8 protein-coding genes and 1 pseudogene are annotated in these 7,506 nt (G+C 25.3%); all 9 read right to left on the reverse strand.

What is annotated here, in order from left to right; translation table 11 throughout:
* A pseudogene (locus F1B92_RS08620) lies at positions 1-766 on the reverse strand (hypothetical protein); the annotation flags it as partial.
* Positions 738-1,367, reverse strand: coding sequence for a polymorphic toxin type 44 domain-containing protein (locus F1B92_RS08625; protein WP_154571435.1), 630 nt, complete (start codon positions 1,365-1,367; stop codon positions 738-740). The gene F1B92_RS08625 and the pseudogene F1B92_RS08620, both read right to left, overlap by 29 nt.
* Positions 1,368-1,822: 455 nt before the next feature.
* Positions 1,823-2,671 carry a polymorphic toxin type 44 domain-containing protein gene (locus F1B92_RS08630; protein ID WP_154571436.1) on the reverse strand — a complete coding sequence of 283 codons (849 nt, stop codon included), beginning with the start codon at positions 2,669-2,671 and terminating at the stop codon, positions 1,823-1,825.
* A 460-nt stretch (positions 2,672-3,131) separates the two neighbouring features.
* A complete protein-coding gene (locus F1B92_RS08635) occupies positions 3,132-3,776 on the reverse strand; it encodes a hypothetical protein (protein ID WP_154571437.1) in 645 nt (214 codons plus the stop codon).
* A 148-nt stretch (positions 3,777-3,924) separates the two neighbouring features.
* Positions 3,925-4,278, reverse strand: coding sequence for a hypothetical protein (locus F1B92_RS08640; protein ID WP_154571438.1), 354 nt, complete (start codon positions 4,276-4,278; stop codon positions 3,925-3,927).
* Between the two features lie 40 nt (positions 4,279-4,318).
* The gene (locus tag F1B92_RS08645) at positions 4,319-4,522 is read right to left on the reverse strand and encodes a hypothetical protein (RefSeq protein ID WP_229770998.1); all 204 of its coding nucleotides are present in this window, start codon (positions 4,520-4,522) and stop codon (positions 4,319-4,321) included.
* 158 nt (positions 4,523-4,680) lie between these two features.
* Positions 4,681-4,989, reverse strand: a complete 309-nt coding sequence (locus F1B92_RS08650) for a hypothetical protein (protein ID WP_154571440.1) — start codon at positions 4,987-4,989, stop codon at positions 4,681-4,683.
* A 15-nt stretch (positions 4,990-5,004) separates the two neighbouring features.
* Positions 5,005-6,261 (reverse strand): hypothetical protein, encoded by a 1,257-nt coding sequence (locus tag F1B92_RS08655; RefSeq protein WP_154571441.1) that lies wholly within the window; start codon positions 6,259-6,261, stop codon positions 5,005-5,007.
* Between the two features lie 835 nt (positions 6,262-7,096).
* Positions 7,097-7,506, reverse strand: a 410-nt coding sequence (locus F1B92_RS08660) for a calcium-binding protein (RefSeq protein WP_326833141.1), incomplete at its 5' end; no start/stop codon positions are given.

A 7,506-nucleotide genomic window follows, 5' to 3' on the forward strand; every position in this document is an offset into this window, starting at 1 on the left:
AGTGAGATATTAGAGTTGCTTTATTGTCGTTTGTAGAATTTGAATTTAAATTTAGATTATTGTTTGAGATAGTAGAATTTGGGTTGTTGTTGATATTTGAGTTGTTTGAATTTATATTATTAAAATTTAAGTTATTTATTTTATCATTTAAATTTGCATTATCAGAACTATCTTTTAAGATATCACCATTTGTAGGTTTAGTAAAATTTAAAGATATAGATTTAATGCCGTGTTCATCTAGTGTTTTTAACTCATTAGATTGAGAAATGCCATCTTCATTTAAATCTTGCCAAATTTTAAGATTAGAGAAAATCTCATCAAGAGAGTCTATTCTGCCGTCATTATTACTATCTTGTAATGATAGAGCGTGATAACCATTTATGGCAAATTTAGTTTGAGAGTTTAAATTTGAAGTTTGATTGTTTGGAATATTTAATGTTTGAGAATTTGAAATTTCAGTGAAATTTCCAAATAATTCATTGCCATTATCTATAAGTCCGTTGTTATTTTTATCAAATACTAGTATTCCATCATCTTTACTTATCCAGCTTGTTTTAAATGCAATTTTATCTCCATTGTGGTCAAAATATACTCCATCGCTTAAATTTAGAGTTGAGATTTTAGAGTCACCGTTAAGGTCAAGGGTAAGGGGGTCGTAGAGTTGTGGAAATATATTTGGTGAGAAGTAATCATCAGGGATTGTGGCTTTGTTATCAGAAAAAGGATAGGGTGGATTATCATAAAAAAAATAAAGAACCAAATCCATTATATATATCAAAATCATCAAAAGTAATTAATTTAAAGTCGTTACCATACCCACTATTTTTAGCATCCTCATAACCATCATTTATGTATTTTTGATCTTTTGGATCATCAAAATAGCCATAATTTCCAGATTTTTGTCCAATTTTTATACTCTCATTTAAGAAGTATCTAAATAAGTCTAAGTCCTTAGTTTTTTCTGTGCCAATTTTATCATTAATTTTATCTGCAATTTCAGTATATTTCATATATTTTATTTTATCTGCATCTGTAAAATTATTATCATCAAACCACTTTTTACCATTTTTCAAGTATGCACTCATGATATTTTTTGCTTGTAGCGCGCCAGCTGCTGCATTTAGAAAATTCTTGTCTATTCCCATAGAGCGTCCCAAAACTCCATAATTATAGTTTCCAAAATTTTCAAATTCTTTACCTTGCGTCTTGTAGTCCATTGGCCCACCATTTTTTACTAGTGCTCTAAATTTTAAAATAGTTCTTGTATTGTTTGCAATACTTGTTGAAGCTCGAATATTTTCACCATTTTTTGCATTTTTATCGATTGAAACACCATTTGGAATTTCTTCATCAAAATTAAAATTCATTTTTTATCCTTTGTTTTTAAATACGCTTATAAAAATAATTAATATTATAGTTGTAAATATCGATACATACGAACAAAATATTCTTAAGTTATCCATGTTGTTGAATAAATTTTCTAAAAAAATTGAATTATGAAATAAGAATTTTATAATTTCAAATAAAAATAAATACATAATAAAAACTATTATGCAAAATATAGAAAAAATATCAAATAAATAGTGGCTCTTTCCAAAAAAGATAATCATAATAAGATGAATAAAACTGTAAGTAGGAATAATTATTATACCATATATTATAAATAAAATTATATCTTTCATATAAGAATAAATTTGATCAATAATCAAAAAAAAAGTAAATATAGAAACACTTTCTAATATAAGTAACAAAACTAACAAAAATATTTTTTCCAAAAAAGAACATTTTATATTATATAAAAATTTTGCCATTTATATCCTTATCACGCCACAAATTTATAATTTTTAAAATTATAAATCTTTTTAGTTATTGTTTGATTACTTATTGTTAGTTTTTTTAAATTTTGTATGAATTTGTATATTTTTATAGTATCAAAGTCATCATCTTTACCTATCCAGCTTGTTTTAAAAGCAATGTTATCTCCATTGTGATCAAAATACACCCCATCGCTTAAATTTAGAGTTGAAATTTTAGAGTCGTTATTAAGGTCAAGAGTGATTGGGTCGTAAAGTTGTGGGTCAGCTGTTGGGTTAAAGAAATCTTTCCAGTAATCCTTTATGTCTTCTAGCCAATCAGGGTCTTTACCTTGCCAACGAGAGTCGAAGGGATTAAATAAAAAGGAAAAATCATCAGAAAAATCTTTAAAATCATCCAAAAATCTTTCAAACATAGGATTTGTAGTATCACCATAATTTTTATCATATGCTTCAAAACCTCTCATTATCTCAGCCCTATCTTTTGGGTCATCCAATATACCATGATACCCGCCTCTTGGATTATAGCCAGTAATAAAATCTATTGCAGATGCTAACTCAAAATTCCAATTATAATGTGACTTAGCTTGTGCCCCACCTGCAGCCGATAAAGCAACAGATTCAGGTAATCCTATAGCTTTTGATATAACGCCATAATGCCAATTTCCAAAATTTTCATATTCCCTTCCTTGCTGTTTATAATCCCAATCTTTTTTATTGCCTACCTTATTTTTAAACCACACTAGTGTTTCCCAAGGATAATGAGTTTTTGCATAATTTCTTGCTTCAATAATATTTGCAGTAATATTTACATCTTGCGGCATTTCGCCATTAAAATATTTTTCTATTTTAGACATCTTAGTTTTTCCTTTTTTTATATTAGTTTTTTAATGATTGCTAGAACATACAAATTTAAAATAATATATAATAGTAATTTTATATCATTAGCGTTTATAATTGATTTTATAAAAAAAATAATTATTGGTAATAAAATAAAATATTTAATAGATTTTTGAAAAAAAATATAAATGTTAATGCTCATTTTATGATAGGTATAATAATTTATAATAAATAAATTTATATAAATATAGATTATAAGGATTGCACTATTGTGAATAAATTGATATAAAGATATAATTCCATCAATGGCAATTGTTAATTCATTTTCGTTTTGAATTAAATCAATCTTTATTAAATCATAATCAGAAATTAACAAAATATCAAAAGTTTCAATATATAATGGCAAAATAGAAACTATAAAAATTAGTTGAAAAAATGTAAATTTCATTAACTTTTTTTTACTCATAACATCTCCTTTTATGGCAGTATTACTGCATATTGATTAATTTTAACATCTAAAAGTTCATATTTGACTCCATGATAAGGCATCTTTGTTTCTTTTAATGTTATTTTAAAACTATATTTTTCGCCTTTGATTCTAATACTTTGTATAGAAAAATTTAAAACATTACCATTTTTTTCAAACTTATTAAAACCTTGTGATTTAAAAATTTTTTTAATTTCTTTAAATTCTTTATTTTGTATATTTTTATCCACTATTGGCTTTATGTGGTATGTTAAATTTGAAATATCTGACGAGCTAAAATCTATTATTTTCGCAAGTAATTCCGAAGGTTCTTTATAATAATCTTTAAAAATCTGATAACTAAAAAATAAAAACAATGAAGCGATTAATATAATAATAAAATATATATTTTTAAATAATGATTGTTTTTGTTTAGGTAAAAATATATAAAATATTATTGATAAGCAAAACACAATAAATATTTTAAAAAATTTATTATACGGGTCATTATAATAAAGAGCATTAAGGGAAACAATTTCATAAACCATCATCAAAAAAGTAAAAATTATAATAAACATGCATATATATTTTAAAATTGTTAAGATATTTTTAAATTCTAAATTGTTTGCTTTGAAAAAGGCTTTAATCAAATTCACTATTTTTTCCTTTCATGCTACAAATTTATAACTTTCAAAATTATAAATCTTTTTGGTTACTATTTGGTTACTTTTTATTTTATTTTTTAAATTTTTTATAAATTTGTATCTTTTTGTTGCATCATCCCCACCATTAACTACATAATTATCAAAAGTTTTTTGATATTTGATTTATTGCTTCTTTGGTAAATTTTTCTCTATCGGGGTTTTGAGAATTTTTGTTGGTTATACCACCCCTTAAATCTGTTTTAATATCTCCAATATCGGATAATTCTGTGCCACGATAAGCTATAGTATATTCGTTTGTGTTTTCTTTTCTATATAAAGTAGCTGAAAAACCACTATCTTTGCTATTTACAAATTTTTCTACCACATAGGAATGTCCATTTATCCTAACTTTTTCTCCTACACGGTGTTCTTTGTAACTATTAGCAGATAGAGCAGCTTGTTCTTTAACTTTACCTAGTGACATATCTATTCTCTTTACAGATGAAAAATCCATTATTTATCCTTTGTTTTAAATTTTATTTTATTCATTTGTTTTATTTTTTTGTTTTTAGTTCTTTTTTAAAATATCTATATTCGCTTATTAAATTGAGTGGTATTGATAACCAGACTGATAATGGTAAATATACAACAAAGCCAAGTGCAAAAAATACATAAAATATATGAAAAGGATTATCTTCTGTCATATTATCAGAGTAATTAGCATTATGCATTAAATCATATTTATAATATATAAACATACTAATTGCTGGGAAAATTACAAAATAAAACGCCTTATATAGTATTTTTTCATTCAGTAATTTATAAAATTTTTTGATTTGATATATAGAAACAATATAAATCAAAATAGAGATAAAATATAAAATATATACAAATTGCAAATTGTTTTCGTTTGCATCTAAAAAACTATGTATGGTGGAAAAATATTAAAAATGTATAGTAAAAAAAGCCGTTTTTTATTGTAAAAATTTGTAAAATAAAATATTTTACAAAATATAATCAAAGATAAAAGCAAGACATATATTTTGTAAAAAATAGGTTCAGCTAAAGCCCCTACTGGAATTGCAAGAATTTGTACTACACTATAACTAAAATAATCAAATTTTAGCCAACTAAAATATAAAGCCAAAATCATACCAATCACAAATATAACAACCTGAACTTTAACTAAAAATATTCTTTTATTGATTAAATCTATTTCATTCATCATTTTCTTTTCCATTTACATAGCAAATTTATAACTTTTGAAATTATAAATCTTTTTAGTTATTATTTGGTTACTTGTTGTTAACTTTTTTAAATTTTGTATGAATTTTTGTCTTTTAAAAATATCAGAGCTATCTTTTAAAATATCACTATTTGTTGGTTTAGTAAAATTTAAAGATATGGATTTAATGCCGTGTTCATCTAGTGTTTTTAACTCATTAGATTGAGAAATGCCATCTTCATTTAAATCTTGCCAAATTTTAAGATTAGAGAAATTTTCATCAAGAGAGTCTATCTTTCCGTCATTATTACTATCTTGTAAAGATAGAGCGTGGTAACCATTTATGGCAAATTTAGGGCTTGAGATTTGAGAATTTAAGCTATCTGAATTTGAAGTTTGTTTGTTTTGATTGTTTTGGTTAAGTGAGATGTTGTGGTTTGGGTTATTTGATATTTGAGAATTTGAAATTTCAGAATTGTTGCTTGAAATTTCAGTGAAATTTCCAAATAATTCATTGCCATTATCTATAAGTCCGTTGTTATTTTTATCAAATACTAGTATTCCATCATCTTTACCTATCCAGCTTGTTTTAAAAGCAATTTTATCTCCATTGTGGTCAAAATATACACCATCGCTTAAATTTAGAGTTGAAATTTTAGAGTCGTTATTAAGGTCAAGAGTGATTGGGTCGTAGATAGTAACATCGGCTATTGGATTAAAGAAGTTTTTCCAAAAATCTTTAATATCTTCTAGCCAATCAGGGTCTTTGCCTTGCCAACGAGGGTCAAAGGGGTTGAAGAAGTAAGAAAGTGCATCAAGGGAATCTTTTAGTGATTTATTTTCATTATCGTTTAAATTGTTTATGCTTTGCTCATCACCTCGAATACTATCAATGCCATTTTTTATTGAGTCTTTCATTTTATTAAAATCCCAATCATTTCTATCCATAAAATTTATTGCACCTATAGCAGCACCAGCTATTCCTGCAATAAATCCACCACCTCCAGCTAAAATAGCTACTGCACCAACTACTGTTACAGCATCTCCAATTACATCTATATAATCATTTTTAGTGACTGTTCCATTGCCTTTTTTCTCTACAAGGTTTGCCAAGCTTCCAGCAAATCCACTGTGCCCAGTTAAAATTTTAACATAGTTTTGTTGTGGACCAGGAACAGTTCCGGCATATTGAATAATATCTGTTATTTTTTCTATGTTTTTTGTTTTTTCTTCTCTGTTTGTAATTACCGTTGTATTTGTATCATTTGGCATATTCTAATCCTTTACTTTATTTTCAAAAATATATTTAGCTTAACATGTTGTTATAAAAGCACTTTTATCTAGATGCTAAATATCATTCCATGTATTACTAAAAAACATAGCCCCAATATGCCAAAATATAAAAATAGATACGAGATAATTAAATAAAAAATTTTTAAATAGTAAAAAAATATCTCTATAAAATTATACAACGCACCCTTATTATCTTTTGACTTATACTCTTTTTTTATAATTTTAAAATAATAAAAACAAAAAATACATTTTATAAAAAACTTAAATTTATACTTTTTATAAACTATAGAGTATGGCTCACAAAGAAATATGACTCCTATAAAAATCATAACAATAAAGTAGTATTCCACTAATATTTATCTCCTTTATTTAAAATTTCATAAAAAACTTTTATTATTTAATTTTCACGCCACAAACTCACAATTTCTAAAGTTATCTAAATTTAAAGCTGTTTTTATATCTTGCTGCATTTCATCTCCTAAATTAAAATTTAGCAATAAAAATAAAAGTGGGGATAGCTTTAAAGATTTGCTTCATCTTCACTCCTTCTGTTCTGTAAAATTTGCATTTGTTCTCCTTTTGGATTTTGAAATTTGGTGGAAATTTCCACAAATTTTGCTGTGTGTTAAATGTGTTAAAATTTCTACTTAAATTTAATTTTTAAATTTTGAAGTGCGTAAAATTTGAAATTTCCAGTCCTTAAAATTTAACCCATAAATTTATAAAATTATACTCATATTAAACTAAATTTTACTTGAAAAGTTATCAAATTTAGATATAAATATTCTAAAATTTCATATCTAAATTTGAGTCCTTAAATTTGGTATAAACTCATATAACCTTTATCAAACTCAATATCTGTTATCATATAGTTCTTATCTTTAAAGAAGTTACTTATAGTAATAGTATCTTTTATATTTTTATCCTTAAAGCTTATAACTAAATTTCCATCAATACTTTTAAAGTTAAGCTCATCTTGGCTAATAGAGTCTATAAATTTAATAGTATCTGTCTCATTGTTTGGATTAAAGTTTAAGATTACATCTTTTCCAAAATCTCTACCAAATACATAAGTATCACTTCCCATACCACCTTGAAGTGTGTCATTTCCTTTACCACCTATTAGGGTGTCATCACCGTCTCCACCATATATATCATCATCTCCATCACCAGCGTCTATATAGTCATTTTCATTGCCTGAGTCTATAGTATCATTACCATTTC

The organism is Campylobacter portucalensis (genome assembly GCF_009690845.1).
Lineage (GTDB): Bacteria > Campylobacterota > Campylobacteria > Campylobacterales > Campylobacteraceae > Campylobacter_B > Campylobacter_B portucalensis.